We start from the raw sequence: 17531 nt of genomic DNA on the forward strand, positions 1-17531 counted from the left end.
GATCGAAGGGTTGATCAAAGGCGTTGTCGACGGACAGCCAAGGGCGGCGCGCTGCCTTCAGTGTTTGCGGAAGATCTCGCGGTCTTTCTGGAATTCGTGGAGCGTGGCTTCGAAGATCATCGGCGCATTGCGCAAGCCGCTGCGAGCCTTGAGCGCAAAAACGATCGCCGCGACTGCGTAGACGATCGTGATGCCGGCGAGCGCCTGCCATCGGTAGGTGTCCCAGAAGGCGATCGCGATGAGCGCGGTCAGCGCGATCAACGCCATTGTCGCGAGCATCATGGCGGCGAGCCCCATGAAGAGCACCATCAGCAACCGGTCTTTTTCCTCGGCCAGCTCGATGCCGATCAGTTCGAGCCGCGTTTGCAGGATCGAAAAGGACGAACTGAGGATGCGCCGCAATGGCCCACGGTCCCCGCTGTGCGATTGTGTGTCGATCATGGCTTGAGCGTGTTGCGCGCGAGGATGCGCGTAGATGGAGCCGACCGGCCGCTCGCGCGCCGGTCTGCAAGTCAGCAAAGCGCGCCGGCCGCTCGATTGCGCAGCCGGCGCGCGTCGCGCGTGTTACTTGCGATTGATCAGCAGGCCCACCAGCACGCCAACGCCGGCTGCGATGCCAATCGACGCCCACGGATGTTCATGGACATAGTCGTCGGTGGCGCGAGCGGCTTTCTTGCCTTTTTCGACAACCACGACCTGCACGTCGGCAGCCTTTTCCTTCGCCTGCTTGAGACGCGAGAGCGCCGTCTCGCGAAGTTCAGAAGCGCGTTCGCCCGTGGCGCTCGCGGCCTGCTTCAGCAGATCTTCCGCGTCTGCGAGTACGGTTTTGATATCCGACATCAATCTCTCCTTGTTGACTTCCGACATTGACTGCTCCCTTCGTGCACGCTACGCGTGAATCGTAACCAAAGAAACGGCCGCTGGCGAGCCAACGAGCCGCGCGCCCCGGTTACGCGCATCGTCGCGCGCAGGTTCCGAATGCGCCTGCATGAAGCGTTCCTGGCCGTCGCGGACGTGTCACATTGCCGCTTCGAACCGTGATGCTCATGTGTCCGCAGAGCAAGCCATCGTATGGATGGAGTTGATCTGTCCCGCTAAGTTTCGTACATCGGTGAGAAAATTACAAAAACGGATAAGCGTCGCAGTCAATGTTCGTTCGCGGTGCACGACCTCGTCCCGTATGCTCTAATTTGTAACCCTCGGCCGGCCGGACCGAGCGGATCATTCGAACAATTTCAAGGAGCTGCACTATGAGTCTACGTCTTGGCGATGTCGCACCGGACTTCGAGCAGGAGTCGAGCATCGGCCGCATCAGGTTCCACGAATGGCTGGGTGACAGCTGGGGCGTCCTGTTTTCGCACCCGGCGGACTTCACGCCCGTCTGCACGACGGAACTCGGGTTGACCGCGAAGCTTGCAAGCGAATTCGAGAAGCGCAACGTGAAGACGATCGCGTTGTCCGTCGACAGCAAGGAGTCGCACAACGAGTGGATCAAGGACATCAACGAGACACAGGCGGCAAGCGTCGGGTTCCCCATTCTCGCAGACGGCGACCGCAAGGTCTCGCAGCTGTACGACATGATCCATCCGAACGCGAACGAAACGCTGACGGTGCGCTCGCTCTTCATCGTCGACCCGAAGAAGAAGGTGCGCCTGATCATCACGTATCCGGCCAGCACGGGACGCAATTTCGACGAAGTGCTGCGCGTGATCGACTCGCTGCAACTGACGGACAACTATCAGGTCGCGACACCAGGCAACTGGAAGCATGGCGACGATGTCGTGATCGTGGCGTCGCTCAAGGATGAGGAAGAAATCAGGCGCAAGTTCCCGAAGGGCTACAACGCGCTGCGTCCTTATCTGCGCATGACGCCGCAGCCGAACAGGTAAGCGTCGGCTCTCGGAGCAAGACAGAAAAGCCCGCGTTCATTGTGAACGCGGGCTTTTCGCTTACAGACTTCCTATGGATTCTTTGTGGATCGACGAGCGTCAGAAGAACGCCTGAATGCCCGTCTGCGCGCGTCCGAGAATGAGCGCGTGAATATCGTGCGTGCCTTCGTACGTGTTCACGACTTCGAGATTCACCAGGTGCCGCGCGACACCGAACTCATCCGAAATGCCATTGCCCCCGAGCATGTCGCGCGCCATACGCGCGATGTCGAGCGACTTGCCGCATGAATTGCGCTTCATGATCGACGTGATCTCGACAGCTGCCGTGCCTTCGTCCTTCATCCGGCCAAGACGCAGCACGCCTTGCAGGCCGAGAGTGATTTCGGTTTGCATGTCCGCAAGCTTCTTCTGGATCAACTGATTGGCGGCGAGGGGCCGGCCGAACTGCTTGCGATCGAGCGTGTACTGACGGGCCGTATGCCAGCACGCTTCGGCCGCGCCGAGCGCGCCCCACGCGATGCCATAACGCGCCGAGTTCAGACAGGTGAACGGTCCACGCAGACCCTTCACGCCCGGCATCAGATTTTCCTCAGGCACGAACACATCGTCGAGCACGATCTCGCCGGTGATCGACGCGCGCAAGCCAACCTTGCCGTGGATCGCGGGCGCGCTCAAACCCTTCCAGCCTTTCTCAAGGATGAACCCGCGAATCTCATCTTTGCCATCCGCTTGGAGCTGTGCCCAGACGACGAATACGTCCGCGATCGGCGAATTCGTGATCCACATTTTCGAACCGGACAGCGAGTAGCCGCCGTCGACTTTCTTTGCGCGCGTGACCATGCTGCCCGGATCGGAGCCGTGGTTCGGCTCGGTCAGGCCGAAGCAGCCGATCCATTCGCCCGTCGCGAGCTTCGGCAGATATTTGTCCTTCTGCGCGTCGGAGCCGAATTCGAAGATCGGCACCATCACCAGCGACGACTGCACCGACATCATCGACCGGTAGCCCGAATCGACACGTTCCACCTCGCGTGCGATCAGCCCGTAGCTCACATAGTTGAGGCCCGGGCCGCCGTACTGCTCGGGAATGGTCGGGCCGAGCAGGCCCAGTTCGCCCATCTCGCGGAAGATCGCGACATCCGTTTTTTCGTGGCGGAACGCTTCGAGCACGCGCGGCGCGAGCTTGTCCTGTGCATACGCCTGCGCGGCGTCGCGCACCATGCGTTCTTCTTCCGTGAGCTGCTGGTTGAGGAGCAGAGGGTCTTCCCAGTGAAACTGCGCGGCGGCTGCCATGACGTATCTCCTTTTCGACGGCAGTTAGCGATTTAACGCTTCCCACTCATCTCATGCTTGACTTGAGTTCCGCTGTGCGAAACAATGTTTTGCAAACGACGATTGAGTTTAGCATCCGATGTCGAAACCTGCATCCACGTCATCACTATCGGCGCGCGTTTCCGATTCGGTCGACGAACGCAAGTTCGTGGTCGCGCTGGCGCGCGGGCTCGACCTGCTGCGCGCGTTCCGGCCCGGCGAGACGCTGCTCGGCAACCGCGACTTCGTCGAGCGCACGGGCTTGCCGAAGGCGACCGTCAACCGGCTCGCGTACACGCTGACAACACTCGGCTATCTGCGCTTCGACGAGGCGCTCGGCAAATACGCGCTCGACGCGGGCGTGTTGTCGCTCGGCTTCGCGCTGCTGTCGGGCACCGACACGCTCGAACTCGCCCGCCCGCATATGCGCGACTTCGCGCGCGAGGTCGGCGCGGCGGTGTCGCTCGGCTGCCGCGACGGTCTGGACATGATCTATCTGGAGACGATCCGCAGCGAAACGGCGCTGACGCTCGGCCTCGCATCGGGTTCGAAACTGTCGATGCTGACGAGTTCGATGGGTCGCGCATACCTCGCTGTGCAATCCGCCGACGCGCGCGCCGCGCTGATCGCCGAATTGCAGCGCGCAGCCGGCGACGCAGGAGCGGAACAGGTCGCGCAGGCGCAGAAGGAAATCGACGCGTTCGCGGACGAGGGCTGCTGCTATTCGTTTCGCGACTGGCACGACGACGTGAACGCCGTCGCCGTGCCGTTCAGGGACCCGCGCGACGGCCGGCTGCTGGTGCTGAGCTGCAGCGGACCGGCCTCGTCGATGGGGGAGAGCGTGTTTCGGGAAAAGGTCGCGCCGCGTCTGAAGGCGCTCGCGCGGCGCCTAGGCGACACCGCCTGAATTCAGCGCACAGCGCACACCCGGCACCCTCAGGCCAGCCGATTCTCATGCACGACGAATAGCGGTCCCTGTACGAACCGCACGTCGTACTGCTGCAAGAGATCGAACTGTGCTTCCGTCGTCACGCGATTGAAGATCAACGGGATTTTCAGCCGGTTCGCATAGCCGACAAGCGGCTTCACCATCGAATCGCGCAATGCTGAAGGCGCATCCATCTTGATGAAATCCAGTCTCGCCATGTCCGACACGGACAGGATCTGCCCTGCGTTCGGCAGATTGCCGGCGACCTTGAATCCATAGTGCTGATAGCTCTTGGTCAGATAGCCAAGAAATGTCCGATGCGCGACAGCCGCCGGCGGCAACTCGATCACGATGCGCGACGGATTCAACCCAAACGACATCAGCACGGTCGAGAAATGTCGGCCGTGGTCGTAGCGCACGCTTTTCAACAGCCGCTCGTGCACGCGCAGAAACAGCAGACCATGCCGCTGCGGCCCGAAGAAATTGATCGCGTGCATCGCGCGCGACATCCGGTCCAGCGCGACGAGTTGCTGATCGTCGGCGACTTGCTCGAACGGATCGAACGTGTCGGACTCCGTGCCGTCCAGCTGCTGCGTGATGGCCTGAAAGCCCAGCTCATCGCCGAAACGGTCCGCGCTCTCGGGTGCCGACGACAGCGACTGCGCGAGCGCGTGTACGGTGATGTCGAAGATCGGCTCATAGCTGCTGCCGATTTCCACGTTGTCGAACCTCGCGACCGCTTCGTCGGCGCGAATCCCTGTGCCCATTCTCAGATGCTCGCCGAGAAACGGGTGAGTGGAGGCGCGGTCGACGAGTTGGGGGATGGTCAGCGGGATCATGAATGCGTTCGGGGGAGCAAAACCGGGATGCGGTTGGCGCCGCATGATTCGATGTTAGCAGCGGGTCGCCGCTCTTTCATGCACCAAATACTGATATGGATTTCGCCATCCGTGTGGTGATCGTGGCCCAACTGAGGGTTTACGTTAATTTCACTAATCATAATCTGTTTTACTATTCGTAAAATGTAGGCGGCGCTGCGAGCAAGCGCGCGGCCGGGCATCTACGGAGATCACATGGAATCAACTACACGACGCGAAATCCAGCCGGGCTACCAGTCCGGCTTCGCTAACGAGTTCGCCACCGAGGCTTTGCCCGGCGCGCTGCCGCAAGGCCGCAATTCGCCGCAGCGCGCGCCGTACGGGTTGTACGCGGAGCAACTGTCGGGCACGGCATTCACGGCACCGCGCGGTCACAACCGCCGTTCGTGGCTGTACCGCATCCGGCCGGCGGCCGTGCATCAGCCGTTTACGGCGCTGCCGTCGCACCGGTTGGTCGCGAACTTCGCCGAAGTGCCGCCGACGCCACCCAACCAGTTGCGCTGGGACCCGCTGCCGATGCCGACAGAGCCGACCGATTTCATCGACGGCTGGGTGACGATGGCGGGCAATGGCTCGGCGGAAGCGATGAGCGGCTGCGCGATTCACGTGTACGCGGCGAACCAGTCGATGGAGGCCCGCTTCTTCTACAACGCGGACGGCGAGTTGCTGATCGTGCCGCAGGCCGGGCGTCTGTCGATCTTCACCGAACTGGGCAAGCTCGACGTAGAGCCGTTCGAGATCGCGGTGATTCCGCGCGGCGTGCGCTTTTCGGTGGCGCTGCCGGACGGCAAGGCGAGCGGCTATATCTGCGAGAACTTCGGCGCGCAACTGCGTCTGCCGGACCTCGGACCGATCGGCTCGAACGGTCTCGCGAATCCGCGCGATTTCCTCACGCCGCACGCGGCCTACGAAGACCGCGAAGGCGACTTCGAACTGGTCGCGAAGATGAACGGCCATCTGTGGCGCGCGGATATCGGTCATTCGCCGCTCGACGTCGTCGCGTGGCACGGCAACTACGCGCCATACAAATACGATCTGCGGCACTTCAACACGATCGGCTCGATCAGCTACGACCATCCGGACCCGTCGATCTTTCTCGTGCTGCAGTCACAGAGCGATACGCCGGGCGTCGACACGATCGACTTCGTGATCTTTCCGCCGCGCTGGCTCGCTGCCGAAGATACGTTCCGTCCGCCATGGTTCCACCGCAATGTTGCGAGCGAGTTCATGGGCCTCGTGCACGGCGCGTACGACGCGAAAGCAGAAGGCTTCGTGCCGGGCGGCGCGAGCCTGCACAACTGCATGTCGGGCCACGGCCCGGATGCCGAAACGTTCGAGAAGGCATCGAATATCGATACCTCGAAGCCGAACAAGGTCGACAACACGATGGCCTTCATGTTCGAAACGCGCACACTGATCAAGCCGACGCGTTTCGCGCTCGAAACCGCGCAGCTTCAGGCGCATTACTTCGAGTGCTGGCAAGGTCTCAAGAAACACTTCAACCCGGAGCAACGATGAACGCATTGAGCGATCTTCAGGCGACGCTCGATGCGTCGCGCAAGAGTTGGGTCGAATCGGCGAACGAGCCGGCCTGCGACTTCCCGATTCAGAATCTGCCGTTCGGCATCTTCAGCGATGGGCTGAACTCGACGCGCCGCGCGGGCGTCGCGATCGGCGATTGCATCGTCGACCTGGCCGCGCTCGAAAGCGCGGGCCTGCTGACGGTGCCTTCGTCGAGCGCGGGCGACAGCGTATTCGTGCGCGACGCATTGAACGACTTCATCGCGCTTGGCCGCGATGTATGGCGCAGCGTGCGCATCCAGCTGAGCAAGCTGCTCTCGCGCGATAACGCGACGCTGCGCGACGACGCCGAGTTGAAGCGCCGCGCGCTGATCCGCCAGGCCGACGCGACGCTACATCTGCCCGTGCAGATTCCGGGCTACACGGATTTCTATTCGTCGAAGGAACATGCGACGAACGTCGGCTCGATGTTCCGCGATCCGAAGAATGCGCTGTTGCCGAACTGGTCGGAGATTCCGATCGGGTACAACGGACGCGCGTCGTCGGTGGTGGTGAGCGGCACGCCCGTGCGCCGTCCGAATGGCCAGCTGAAGCTGCCCGATCAGGAGCGGCCGGTCTTCGGCGCGTGCCGCAAGCTCGATATCGAACTGGAGACGGGCTTCATCGTCGGACGCGGCAATGCACTCGGCGAGCCGATTCCATGCGCGGAAGCGGAACAGAATATCTTCGGCATGGTGCTGCTCAACGACTGGAGCGCGCGCGACATCCAGCAGTGGGAATATGTGCCGCTCGGGCCGTTCAACGCGAAGACGTTCGCCACCACAATCTCGCCGTGGATCGTCACGCTCGACGCGCTCGAACCATTCCGCGTCGCGCAGCCCGCGCAGGAACCGCAGCCGCTCGACTATCTGCGCCACAGCGGCGAGCACGCGTTCGACATTTCGCTCGAAGTGCTGCTGAAGCCGCAAGGCGCGAATGAAGCGACGACGATTGCGCGCACGAACTTCCGTCACATGTACTGGACGATGGCGCAGCAGCTCGCGCATCACACGGTGTCGGGCTGCAATACGCGCGTCGGCGATCTGATGGGCTCGGGCACAATCAGCGGTCCGACCGACGATTCGTTCGGCAGCCTGCTCGAACTCACGTGGAACGGCAAGAAGCCGCTGCCACTGAAGGAAGGCGGCACGCGCGCGTTCATCGAGGACGGCGACGAGCTGACGCTCGCGGGATGGTGTCAGGGCGACGGCTATCGCGTCGGCTTTGGCACATGTGTCGGCGAAATTTTGCCGGCGCGTCAGTGACGTCTATCACACGGCTCACATCGGTGTATCGTTCGCGGACGTGAACTGTGCTTATGAAGCCGCGCGCAGCATCGAATGCGCGCGGCTTCTTCGTTATCACGACGCCGCGCTTACCACGCCGCGCCGCTTCTCCCACACGGCCGCCGCGAGAAACGTCAGCGCGCTCGCGAGCACCACGCCGATCAGCGCGTCGTTGCCGACGCTCTTCATCAATGCGCCCGCGATCAGCGGTCCGCCGAAACTCGCGATACTCCACGAAGCGCCGACGAGCGAACTCGCCGACACCAGCGCCACGCCGCGAAAGCGTTCGCCGCACGCGACGAGCGACAGCGTATAGATCGCGCCCGCCGCCGCGCCCAGCACATAGAGCAGCGGCCAGCACAGCCACGGCGACTGCACGACCCATGGCAAGAGCGGGAGCAGCACGACGACGAGCACCGCGCAACCGATATGCACGCGCTCGCGTCCGAGGTGATCGGCGAGCCAGCCGATCGGAAACTGCATCGTCGTGTCGCCGAGCAGCAGCGCCGACGCGAACAGCACGGCCACGTCGGTCGCGACGCCATGCGCCATTGCGAAGAGCGGCATCAGCGAAAGCGCGATCGTGTCGAACAGCGCGAAGAAGCCCGTCCCGATCACGAGCGCGGGCATCTGCGGCAGCACCCGGCGCCAGTTGCCGTGCGGCTCGTGTTCGTCGGAGGCATGGGGCGTCGAGCGGATCATCGACAGCACGGGCAGCGCGACCAGAAAGATCACGCCGCAGATCACGAAGCGCCAATGGTCGAACCGCGCGATCTGGCTCACGAGCACAGGGCCCGCCATCTGGAACAGCGTGAAGTTCGTCGCATAGATCGCGACGACGCGCCCGCGCGATGCATCGTCCGCGAGCTGGTTCACCCATGCCTCGCCGATCGTGAAGAGCAGCATTAGCGCCGCCCCGCAAAACACCCGCAACAGGCCCCATACGAACAGATTCGGCGTGGCCTGCATCAGCGCGGTCGCGACGGCGACGACCAGCACCGAGCCGATGATCGCTTCGCGGCCGCCGCAGCGCGCGGCGATCCGGCCGGCGATGGGCACGACCAGCAGGCCGCCGCCCGCCTGCGCGGCCGTCAGCAGGCCGACGACGTCGGTGCCGTAGCCGGCCTGTGTCAGCGCGAGGGCGGTAAGGGGAAGCGTCGCGCCGCTGCCGAGGCCGACCACGGCCACGCTCAGGATCAGCGCGAGGAAATCGCGGGAGAGGACGACTTTCATCGGGCGAGATGCTACTACGCCGTGATGTCATGCGCACCGTCGGATGGCCGGGTGCAGGCGTTCGATATGCGTCGGCGCTCAGCCCGCCACGGGCAGCCGCCGGTCGAGCGAAACGGACCACCACGTGAGCGCAACAGCCGCGGTCGCCGTCGCGACGCCGACCCACGGCAGCGACGTCAGCGGCGCGCCCGCGCCGATCGCCATGCCGCCGAGCCACGCGCCCGTCGCATTGCCGAGGTTGAAGGCGCCCTGATTGAGCGTCGACGCGAGATTCGGCGCGCTGCTCGCGCGGTCGACGATGAGCATTTGCAGCGGCGGCACGATCGCGAAGGCGAGCACGCCCCACAGGAAGATCGTGATCATCGCCGGGATTTCGCTGTGCATCGTGATCGCGAAGACCGACAGGATCGCGACGATCGCGAGCAAGAACGACAGCAGCGAATGCACGGGACGCCAGTCCGCGAGCTTGCCGCCGAGCGTGCTGCCGACCGTCAGCCCGAGGCCGAACAGCAGCAGCACCATCGTCACGGCATGCGGCGTGAAGCCCGTCACGTCTTCGAGGATCGGCGTGATGTAGGTGAAGGTCGAGAAGAGGCTCGCCGATGCGAGCACGCTCGTGCCCAGCACCATCAGCACCTGCGGATTCTTCAGCACCGTGAACTCGTGGACGAGGCTTGCCTTCTGCATCTCGATCTTCGACGGCAGGCACAGCGCGAGCGCGACGGCCGCGATCACGCCGATGCCCGTCACGGCCCAGAACGTCGCGCGCCAGCCGACAGCCTGGCCGAGCGCCGTGCCGAGCGGCACGCCCAGCACGTTCGCGAGCGTGAGGCCCGTGAACATAAGCGCGATGGCCTGCGCGCGGCGGTTCGGCGCGACGAGCCCCGCTGCGACGACCGAGCCGATGCCGAAGAACGCGCCATGACAGAACGCCGTCACGATGCGCGCGGCCATCAGCACCGCATAGCCCGGTGCGATCGCGCACAGCAGATTGCCGACGATAAAGATGCCAATCAGGCTCATCAGCGCTTTCTTGCGCGGCATGTTGGCCACCGCGATGGCGACGATCGGCGCGCCGATCGTCACGCCAAGCGCATACGCGGACACCAGCATGCCCGCGGCCGGAATCGACACGCTCAGATCGCGCGCGACATCGGGCAGCAGCCCCATGATGACGAACTCGGTGGTACCGATACCAAACGCGGCAACGGCAAGGGCAAGCAGAGGCAAGGGCATGTTGGGACTTTCACGGGAGGGGCGCCGGCGGGCAGGGACGCCGTTCGCGTTGCCGTCGCGCGCTTTCGGGACGAGTGCGCAGGCGTCAGCAAGGGTAAATCTGTAGGGGATTGTACCTAAGCCAACCCCGCTGTGCTGACGGCCTGACGCGCTGTTGTATTTCGGCGATTGCAATGTGACTGCGCCAAGAAAATGCCTTGTTTCAAGGGATTTTTTTGTCGGGCGCGATATCGCGCACGTCGCGGGGCACATCACCGGGCACTTCGCCGGCCACATCGCGGATCGCGCTTCCGTGACGTCCCGCTCCCGCAGCGAACGCCGCCGCGCCCGCGATACCCTCGGCGAACACAGCCTGATAGCCGCCTGCGCCTTCGCGGCGCAGCGCTTCGGGCAGATTTTCAAGCGACGCGTTTTCGTAGACGGACCGGCGATCGGCGAGCAGCGCTGCCTGCGGGAACGCGGCGAGCTCGGTGGCCAGTTGCTCGGCGGCGGCGCGCGCCGCGCCCTTCGGCACGACGCGATTGGCAAGACCGAACGCAAGCGCTTCGTCGGCGCCGATCGCGCGGCCCGTCAGGATCAGATCGAGCGCGCGCGACTGGCCTATCAGACGCGGCAGGCGAATCGTCCCGCCATCGATCAGCGGAATGCCGACGCGTCGGCAGAACACACCCAGCACCGCATCCTCTTCGACGACGCGCAGATCGCACATCGCCGCCAGTTCCAGACCGCCCGCCACCGCATGACCCGCGATCGCCGCGATGACGGGCTTCGTGAGCATCATGCGCGTCGGTCCCATCGGACCGGGACCGCTGCCGTCTGCGTGCAATTCGTTGCGCCGTGCATCGTCTTGTAGTGCAGTGAGATCCGCTCCCGCGCAAAACGTGCCGTCCGCGCCCGTCAACACGGCGACGCGCCACGCATCGTTTGCTTCGAAGTGGCGCAACGCTGCGCAAAGCGCATCGGCCGTCGGACGATCGACGGCATTGCGACGGGCGGGGCGGTCGATGACGATCGTTGCGACGGCGTCTATCGGGTCTGCTGATTGCTTGTTCTGTGTAGTTGCGGTTTTTTGTGCAGTTTCAATTCGCACGTGCTCGCCGAACTGTTTGATAGCCATCGTTCTCTCCGCTGCAAGTGTTCGTTGAGGGCCTAGACTGGAATAGAAAAGCGCGTAAATGCGCGGCGACACCCTAAAGAACCGCGCAAAACATCCGCTAAACCGGAAGCTCGAGCCTGCGCAACGAAGCGTGGCGAACGGGCGGCGATACAGCGCGAATCGCTCGCAAGCCAGTCACGTGCTTTTAACAATCGACTCGTAGCTTAGGCGCTTTTTGAACTGCCAGGGCGCGCGCACGCACCGGCGCATGGAGTACGCCCTATGTCCTCATTGATGGAACTACCGACGACTTCTTCGGCTGCATCATCGTCATCCGGCAACGAGCCGGTATGGATCGTTCCGTTGCTCGATCATCCACCCTACAAGCATGTGCGGCTGAAGCGCGTCTTCACGGCAGACGGCACGCGCCATCAGGTCGTGCTCGTCGATGCGCGCAAGCTGATCGCGTGCGCCGATCGCGACGACACCGATTACGTGCTGCGTCCCGTGAACGAATGGCACCAGGGTAAGGTGCGCGGCATCCGCGAGTTTCTCGATCCGTCCAACGCGCGCATTCCGCAGATGCCCTACGTGACGATCACGACGCGCCACGCGCCGGGGCTGCTCGGCTGGCTCAGGCTGGAGCACGAAGGCGTGGTCGCGTTTCGCAACGGGCAGCATCGCGCGCGTTACATGCTGGCGGCGGGCGCCGTGTGGTTTCCTGTCGAAGTGCACGAGCGCGAAGCGGCGCTGCTGCGCCAGTACTGCGGTGCGCCCGACGACGCGCGCACCGCGCTGCGTCCCGGTTCCACCGGCGCGGACGTGCAGGCGCGTATCTGAAACTTCGCATAACCCTCGCGCGCGGCGCTCTGGTCCGGTGCGGGCCACCGACTTCGCGACACGAGCGAAGGCGATCGAGGAACAGCTGCCCGAAGCGGCCGAAATGATCGCAGCGTGCCGACAGCTTTCGCCAGGAAGTCGGGCCATTGCGTTGCGCGCTTCGCGGCGGTGCGGCCGCGAGCCGTCAGGCTCAATGCGAGCGCGCGGCCGTCGTAGAGCGCGGCACTTTTCGACGAGCCCCTTGCAACAAAACGACGACATAAAACCGGCGCGCGTTTCAGGAATGCAACGCAATTCCGGCGCCCGATTTTTTTTGCTACGTGTCCACGGCGCGCAAAGAACGCGGGCGCGCCGATGCAGGCCGTTCCCTCTGCGGCTTTGCGCGCATCATGGTGTTTCATGTTTCACAGCTGAAACCAAGTCCTCTGCTTTTTCCATCGGCCGACCGTCGCGAAGCTGCGCGCCATGTGACAAGCTCTGAGCCTGGAATGCATGGTCCATTACTTGCTGAGATCTTTGCAAAAAAGCCGTCAGAAACGAAGTATAAAATGAGCATACACGGGGATCATCATGCACAAGACCGGGGACTTTATCGCGGCGACTTCAGGGTCCATTGGATCGCTGGACCACACGAAGCATTACGCGCGTGCCGGTTTGCTGTAAATGCATTCCGCCACGCCAAGAGCCGCAGCCGTGGCAGCGGTGCAATGCGCGACCCACGGGTGGGACGTGCGGCCGACGTCTGGTATCAAAGAGAATCCCTTGCCGGGTTGTCTTCTCGAGGTTACCCGACTATTCGCCCGGCCAACGCGTGCCGAAGCCCTCGTCGCCGCCCTGCCGCTGATTGACCGGCGACTCACACCCGAGATGTTAATTCGGGCCGCGGCTCGTATGAACATCTCTGTCAGACCCGGCATGCACGCATTGGGGTTTATCTCTGATCTGGTCCTGCACGCTGTCCTGACCGAAAGCGTGCTCGTCGACGGCGTCGAGTTGCGTCAGTGGAACCCCGCCGCACATAGGCGCGGCATCGGGCACGTGGCGCAGGATGCCGTGATTCAACGGCAGAGTCATGGACTACATCGTGCCTGGTGCGCCCAGCGCGGGCGATGTTGCCGTACAGCGCGCTGTGAAGCGCTGGCGGGTGGTCAACGCCCGGCCGTCGCCATTTCATGAGTGGAACTGCTGTCGTCGCCGATGCCGGATAGACTGACCCCGACCCGGGATAGTCGTCAGCTGGAGTAGACACAATCAAATTCTTACGGGGGTTTCACCAAATGACTGCTCTGCCAACGTTGTCACTGTCCGCCAGTGCTGGAGTTTACTTCGTCCCGACCTTTCTAGCACTGACACGTTCACACCATCGGATCAAGTTGGTGGCGCTTATCAACCTTCTGGCTGGTTGGACCGGTTATGGCTGGTGGGTTGCCTACTCCTTGGCGTCAGGACCTGTGAAAGGCGCGGATGGATTGCGCGTGCGGGGCCGGTTTCGCTGGCATTTGCGTGTGAACTCCGTCGGACCGAGATGTGTCGAGGTGCGTTCAGTACCGGATCAAAGCGATGTGGCCTTTGCTGCACGGCGCCCGGCTGGTGATTCCATCGACGCGCGAGGAAAGCGATCTACAGCACATGCGCCACCTGATCTCGCGCGAGCACATCACGGTGATGCACGTCGTACCCACGTTTCAGGAAGTGCTGCCGACTGCGTATGAGCAGTAAAGGCAATGTGGCCGGCGAGTAGCCGGTGAGCCGAGCGCGGCGCGGTGGAAGCGGTTACAGACTACGCTTCCACCGCACACACCGACTTATGCACTTATGCAAAGGTTTTCATCGTCGCGGTGCATCTGTTCACCTTCCTCGTGCGTGACGCTATTGATGTCTCACGATCCGTCGACCGTGAGCCACGCAGCCGGTTCAGTGCGAGTCGTGGGGCCGGGTGCGTTTTCGCCGGGCGCCCACTCGCACCATTGTTTGAAAAGGAAAGTCACACGAGCAGCTGCACACTGCTCTCGCCCGCGATCGAGCCCAGTCCGGATGCATCGGCCGCGCGCTGTGGCTACTTTAGCCACCGACAATGGAAGAGCCGGGTGCTTCCGTTACGATTTCGCGCCCGGTGCGCTACGTCCAGCGGTTACTCTTGATGTGAGATCGGCCCCTTTGCGGTGACATCTCCACGCCGCGGCCGGCGCTTGCCGGCCTTCGCCCCGCGTACCAGCGCCCACGCAATGGCAATCCACAGAATCGAGAAGCCAGCCAGAATCGCAATCACGTACGGGCGCAGCCACATAGTTCTCTCCCAACGTAGGAGGCCTTTTCCCATCGCCAGACCACGTCGCCCAGTAACAGGGGGATGAAGAACGGAACTATGGGCAGGCCCCGTTCTTTGCGCGCTGCCCACGAAGCGCGTGGTGGAGACAAGGACGGCGCGTTCCTGAAGCGCCCGCTCATCCATGAGAGGTTCACCGGTGTTGGTCTTTTAGCGAATTATTCTCGGCTGAGCCATTTTGATCTGTGTGCCGGTTCACATGCGCGCCCAGTTCACATAAAACTCAATCAACTCGTTTGACTGCCAGAACGGTGACGGAAGAGAACGCGTGTCCGAGCCGACCAACGCTACATCGAGCGTTAGATTGCCCACATTCAGGGGCGCAATACGCTGTGATAATCCGACGGGCGGTATGCACCTTGGATCCGGAAAGCGTCGTGACCTGCCATGCCAGCTGGAGCAGAGAAACTGACGCCGGCTATGCGAGCCAAACGGGTGAATGGCGAAAGCGGTCGGCGTCAGGAACTGGGTGATGACGAACACGGGCAGTGTCATCGCGAACATCCGCCACCAGGGGATGTGCGCACGGGCGATCGAATAGAATCCGCATGAGTGAAACGGCCAGCGTAACGATGCAAGTTCCCCTCATCTCGCTGACCTTCGTTGCTTCATTGGCCGCTTCGACGTATCCGGCCGCGCGCTGTTTATCCCTTCGCAGGCGCCTCGACGACATTGCGCGGCGTCCCTTCGCGCCACGCTTTCACGTTGCCGAGTGTTGTCTGCGCGATCTCGGTCATCGCCTCGCGCGTGAAAAAGGCCTGGTGCGCGGTCACGATCACATTGGGAAACATCAGCAGACGCGCGAGCACATCGTCTTGCAGCGGCAGGTTCGAATGATCCTCGAAGAAGATGCCGCCTTCCTCCTCGTACACGTCGAGCCCGAGATGTCCCAGCTGGCCGCTCTTCAACGCGCCGACCAGCGCATTGCTTTCGACCAGCCCGCCACGCCCCGTGTTGATCAGCATTGCGCCGCGCTTCATCTTCGCGAGCGCGCGGCTGTCGATCAGGTGGTGCGTCGAGGGCAGCAGCGGGCAGTGCAGGCTCACGACGTCCGACTCAGCGAGCAGCGTATCGAGCGGCACGTAGCGCCCGCCGAGCGCGAGGACTTCGGGCGACTCAGGACCGGGATCGTGCGCGAGCACCCGCATGCCGAAGCCCGCCATGACACGCGCAAAGCACCGGCCGATGATGCCCGTGCCGATCACGCCGACCGTCTTGCCGTGAAGGTCGAAGCCGAGCAGCCCGTTCAGCGAGAAATCCCCCTCGCGCGTGCGGGCGAAGGCGCGCGGCAGCTTCCGGTTCAGCGCGAGCACCAGTCCCGCCGCGTGCTCGGCGACCGCGTGCGGCGAATACGCGGGCACTCTGACGACGGGCATGCCGAGCCGCCGGGCCGCCGCCAGATCGACGTGATTGAAGCCCGCCGAGCGCAGCGCGATGAGCCGCGTGCCGCCCGCATGCAGGCGCTCGAGCGTCGCCGCATCGACGGTGTCGTTGACGAACGGACACACGACGTCGTAACCGTCGGCGAGCACGGCTGTGTCCGCATCGAGATGCGACTCCTGAAAGTGCAACTCGTACTTGAACGCGGTGTTCGCCTCATTGAACGTGTCGACGTCGTACTGCCGGCTGCTGAACAGGATCATGCGCATGGGTTCCTGACTCCCGCGACGCCGCGCGCCTATGACGCGTGCCGCACGACGTGCAGCTCGTGCGCCATCATCGCTTGCGCGTTCGTGGGAACCTCCGGCTCCGCGCATCCCGCTTGCTCGACCGTGTAATCGATGAATGTACGCGTCTTCGTCGGCAGGTGGTGGCGGCGCGGATAGACGAGCGACACCTTCGCCTGCGATTCATCGACCGTATAGTCCGGCATGATGCGCTTCAAGACGCTCGTCGCGAAGTCGTCGGCGACGAGCGTTTCGGGCAGCACCGCGACGCCCATGCCGGCGATCGCGGCGAGCCGCACAAGCAGCCGGCTGTTCACCGTGTACGACGGTTCGAACGCGACGGGTCGCGGGTCGCCATCCCCATCGACGAAATGCCATGCTATCGGGCCGCGCTGCTCGGCCGGCGTCGTGATGCACGAGTGCAGCGCAAGTTGCTCGGGATGGCGCGGCTCGCCGCGCAGCGCGAGGTAGGAGGGCGCGGCGCACGGCACGAGTCGCTGCGTCGCGAACGACAACTCGACGCTGTCGACCTCCGCGTTATGCCCCGACGACGATCCATGCTCCGCGATGAAGAGGCCGACGTCGTAGCCGTCTTCGAGCAGATGCGGCGCGCGCTCCGTGAGCGTGAGCCGGATGCGCACTTTTGGATAACGCCGCCGGTAGCCGTCGAGCAATTGCGTGAGGGCCTGGGGCGACAGTGCGGCTGTCGCGACGACACGCAGCGTGCCGGCTGGCTCGCGCTCGGTGCCCGCCACCGAGCCTTCCAGAAGATCGAGTTCTTCGAGCAGGCCGCGGCAGCCCTCCAGATAGTGCGTGCCCGCTTCAGTCAGCGAGAGATTGCGTGTCGTGCGATTGATGAGGCGCGCATGCAGATGCGCCTCCAGTGTTGCGATCGAACGTGTGACCAGCGCGTTCGACACCTTCAGTTGCTGGGCCGCGCGTCTGAAGCTCTGAGTCTCCGCAACCCGGACGAAGACCCGCATAGCGTAGATCTGATTCATGGTAGCGCCCTCGCAAAGCGCGGTTCAGCCGCGCGTCGTTGACCCGGCGTGGCGTGCGGCAGCGTGCTGTCCGCATCGGCCTCGCTGGTGGTGTACCGGCCGATTACAAACGATTGCCGGTTCTGGAATTTTTACCAGGTCGTCCAGAAAATAGTATTGACAGTGGCTGGGAATTTCAATATTTATCGAATGGACGATGTTATTTCGCAATTGTAAAAACCAGCGTGCTTTAATCTGGCGGAATCTGTCAAGGCGATTTTGCAAGCATTCAAATACGGACATA

General features: G+C 63.2%; 18 protein-coding genes and 3 pseudogenes. 7 read left to right on the forward strand and 14 right to left on the reverse strand.

What is annotated here, in order from left to right:
- Nucleotides 1–57: 57 nt before the first annotated feature.
- Together BN2476_RS02870 and BN2476_RS02875 are read right to left on the reverse strand one after the other, a co-directional pair.
- Complete coding sequence (locus BN2476_RS02870) at nt 58–441, reverse strand: phage holin family protein (protein WP_087732681.1); 384 nt, start codon at nt 439–441, stop codon at nt 58–60.
- A 123-nt stretch (nt 442–564) separates the two neighbouring features.
- Nucleotides 565–867: an ElaB/YgaM/YqjD family protein gene (locus BN2476_RS02875; RefSeq protein WP_007584918.1), complete on the reverse strand. Its 303-nt coding sequence runs from the start codon at nt 865–867 to the stop codon at nt 565–567.
- A gap of 383 nt (nt 868–1250) precedes the next feature.
- On the opposite strand from BN2476_RS02875, the gene BN2476_RS02880 reads away from it, so the two are divergent.
- A complete protein-coding gene (locus BN2476_RS02880; protein ID WP_087732642.1) occupies nt 1251–1889 on the forward strand; it encodes a peroxiredoxin in 639 nt (212 codons plus the stop codon).
- Between the two features lie 99 nt (nt 1890–1988).
- Here BN2476_RS02880 and BN2476_RS02885 read toward each other — a convergent pair whose 3' ends face one another.
- Entirely contained in the window at nt 1989–3179 is a 1191-nt protein-coding gene (locus tag BN2476_RS02885) for an acyl-CoA dehydrogenase (RefSeq protein ID WP_087732643.1), read from the reverse strand.
- A 118-nt stretch (nt 3180–3297) separates the two neighbouring features.
- Here BN2476_RS02885 and BN2476_RS02890 point away from each other — a divergent pair, with 118 nt between their 5' ends.
- Nucleotides 3298–4104, forward strand: a complete 807-nt coding sequence (locus BN2476_RS02890) for an IclR family transcriptional regulator (RefSeq protein ID WP_087732644.1) — start codon at nt 3298–3300, stop codon at nt 4102–4104.
- 29 nt (nt 4105–4133) lie between these two features.
- Here BN2476_RS02890 and BN2476_RS02895 read toward each other — a convergent pair whose 3' ends face one another.
- Nucleotides 4134–4964, reverse strand: a complete 831-nt coding sequence (locus tag BN2476_RS02895; protein WP_087732682.1) for an EAL domain-containing protein — start codon at nt 4962–4964, stop codon at nt 4134–4136.
- A 234-nt stretch (nt 4965–5198) separates the two neighbouring features.
- Between BN2476_RS02895 and hmgA the strand changes: the two genes are divergently transcribed.
- Both hmgA and fahA read left to right on the forward strand, forming a co-directional pair.
- On the forward strand, nt 5199–6521 hold the full coding sequence (gene hmgA, locus BN2476_RS02900; RefSeq protein WP_087732645.1) for a homogentisate 1,2-dioxygenase: 1323 nt from the start codon (nt 5199–5201) through the stop codon (nt 6519–6521).
- Nucleotides 6518–7828: a fumarylacetoacetase gene (gene fahA / locus BN2476_RS02905; protein WP_087732646.1), complete on the forward strand. Its 1311-nt coding sequence runs from the start codon at nt 6518–6520 to the stop codon at nt 7826–7828. The genes hmgA and fahA overlap by 4 nt, the downstream gene beginning before the upstream one ends.
- A 96-nt stretch (nt 7829–7924) precedes the next feature.
- Here fahA and BN2476_RS02910 read toward each other — a convergent pair whose 3' ends face one another.
- The 3 genes from BN2476_RS02910 to BN2476_RS02920 form a co-directional block, all read right to left on the reverse strand.
- Nucleotides 7925–9082 carry an MFS transporter gene (locus tag BN2476_RS02910; protein WP_087732647.1) on the reverse strand — a complete coding sequence of 386 codons (1158 nt, stop codon included), beginning with the start codon at nt 9080–9082 and terminating at the stop codon, nt 7925–7927.
- A gap of 78 nt (nt 9083–9160) precedes the next feature.
- Complete coding sequence (locus BN2476_RS02915; protein ID WP_087732648.1) at nt 9161–10318, reverse strand: MFS transporter; 1158 nt, start codon at nt 10316–10318, stop codon at nt 9161–9163.
- 202 nt (nt 10319–10520) lie between these two features.
- Nucleotides 10521–11435, reverse strand: coding sequence for a crotonase/enoyl-CoA hydratase family protein (locus tag BN2476_RS02920; protein WP_087732649.1), 915 nt, complete (start codon nt 11433–11435; stop codon nt 10521–10523).
- A gap of 261 nt (nt 11436–11696) precedes the next feature.
- Here BN2476_RS02920 and BN2476_RS02925 point away from each other — a divergent pair, with 261 nt between their 5' ends.
- Nucleotides 11697–12254, forward strand: a complete 558-nt coding sequence (locus BN2476_RS02925) for a plasmid fertility inhibition factor family protein (RefSeq protein ID WP_087732650.1) — start codon at nt 11697–11699, stop codon at nt 12252–12254.
- A 107-nt stretch (nt 12255–12361) separates the two neighbouring features.
- On the opposite strand, the pseudogene BN2476_RS02930 reads toward BN2476_RS02925, so the two are convergent.
- Nucleotides 12362–12503, reverse strand: a pseudogene (locus BN2476_RS02930) (MarR family transcriptional regulator); the annotation flags it as partial.
- 621 nt (nt 12504–13124) lie between these two features.
- The gene (locus BN2476_RS02935; protein ID WP_087732651.1) at nt 13125–13328 is read right to left on the reverse strand and encodes a hypothetical protein; all 204 of its coding nucleotides are present in this window, start codon (nt 13326–13328) and stop codon (nt 13125–13127) included.
- Nucleotides 13329–13531: 203 nt separating this feature from the next.
- Between BN2476_RS02935 and BN2476_RS49625 the strand changes: the two are divergent.
- Both BN2476_RS49625 and BN2476_RS47945 read left to right on the forward strand, forming a co-directional pair.
- Nucleotides 13532–13684 (forward strand): annotated as a pseudogene (locus tag BN2476_RS49625) (superinfection immunity protein); the annotation flags it as partial.
- Between the two features lie 130 nt (nt 13685–13814).
- Nucleotides 13815–13973 (forward strand): AMP-binding protein, encoded by a 159-nt coding sequence (locus tag BN2476_RS47945; RefSeq protein WP_143810886.1) that lies wholly within the window; start codon nt 13815–13817, stop codon nt 13971–13973.
- Nucleotides 13974–14212: 239 nt separating this feature from the next.
- Here BN2476_RS47945 and BN2476_RS49465 read toward each other — a convergent pair.
- The 5 genes and pseudogenes from BN2476_RS49465 to BN2476_RS02950 all read right to left on the reverse strand — a co-directional run.
- Nucleotides 14213–14315, reverse strand: a pseudogene (locus BN2476_RS49465) (DUF5131 family protein); the annotation flags it as partial.
- 70 nt (nt 14316–14385) lie between these two features.
- Nucleotides 14386–14541, reverse strand: a complete 156-nt coding sequence (locus BN2476_RS46355; RefSeq protein WP_160111664.1) for a hypothetical protein — start codon at nt 14539–14541, stop codon at nt 14386–14388.
- Nucleotides 14542–14775: 234 nt separating this feature from the next.
- A complete protein-coding gene (locus BN2476_RS45300) occupies nt 14776–15075 on the reverse strand; it encodes a hypothetical protein (protein ID WP_143810887.1) in 300 nt (99 codons plus the stop codon).
- A 149-nt stretch (nt 15076–15224) separates the two neighbouring features.
- On the reverse strand, nt 15225–16229 hold the full coding sequence (locus tag BN2476_RS02945; RefSeq protein WP_087732653.1) for a 2-hydroxyacid dehydrogenase: 1005 nt from the start codon (nt 16227–16229) through the stop codon (nt 15225–15227).
- Between the two features lie 29 nt (nt 16230–16258).
- Nucleotides 16259–17248 carry a LysR family transcriptional regulator gene (locus tag BN2476_RS02950; protein ID WP_087732654.1) on the reverse strand — a complete coding sequence of 330 codons (990 nt, stop codon included), beginning with the start codon at nt 17246–17248 and terminating at the stop codon, nt 16259–16261.
- Nucleotides 17249–17531: the final 283 nt, after the last annotated feature.

This window comes from Paraburkholderia piptadeniae, assembly GCF_900007165.1.
Taxonomy (GTDB): Bacteria; Pseudomonadota; Gammaproteobacteria; order Burkholderiales; family Burkholderiaceae; genus Paraburkholderia; species Paraburkholderia piptadeniae.